The 508-nt window shown below is 42.5% G+C and carries 1 pseudogene; it reads right to left on the reverse strand.

The features are described from left to right. Window positions 1-323: pseudogene (locus BHE18_RS20120) on the reverse strand (sodium:proton antiporter); the annotation flags it as partial. Window positions 324-508: the final 185 nt, after the last annotated feature.

Consider the following 508-nt stretch of genomic DNA (forward strand, 5'->3'; position numbering starts at 1 on the left):
ATCAGACGGCGGTCCATTTCAAGTTCATTAAAGATTTTCAAAAGCGGCGGAATCAGCACCGGGATAAACGCGATGTGAACCGGAACGACGTTTTGCGAAAAACAAGATACAATTAAAATAATCAGCACAATCAGCACCTTAGACAGTGCTTTTTTTCGAGAATCTTCTTTATTTCCGATTAATTTAACGGAGGCTTCCACCATTGCGTCCGGAAGACCTGTTTTCGTCAAAGCGGCGGCAAACGCGCCAAGCATGGCATAGCTGACTGCAACGGTGGCATTTCCGCCGAGACCGTCTGTAAAAGCTTTAACCGTTTCGCCAAGAAAAAAAAAAAAAAAGTCACGTTTACACCGATATATTTATTCTGCGTTGTCTACACAACTACCCTCATCCCTACTCATCGTTTTTATACCCTCATGTTATTATTCTCTTTGCTCTATTTACGTCTTCATTCTTGTTTCCCCCTGTTGCATCCTTCAGCTATCATCACTCCGACAATATATGCAGA

Origin of the sequence: Rossellomorea aquimaris, from assembly GCF_001877785.1 — a bacterium.
GTDB lineage: Bacteria > Bacillota > Bacilli > Bacillales > Bacillaceae_B > Rossellomorea > Rossellomorea aquimaris_A.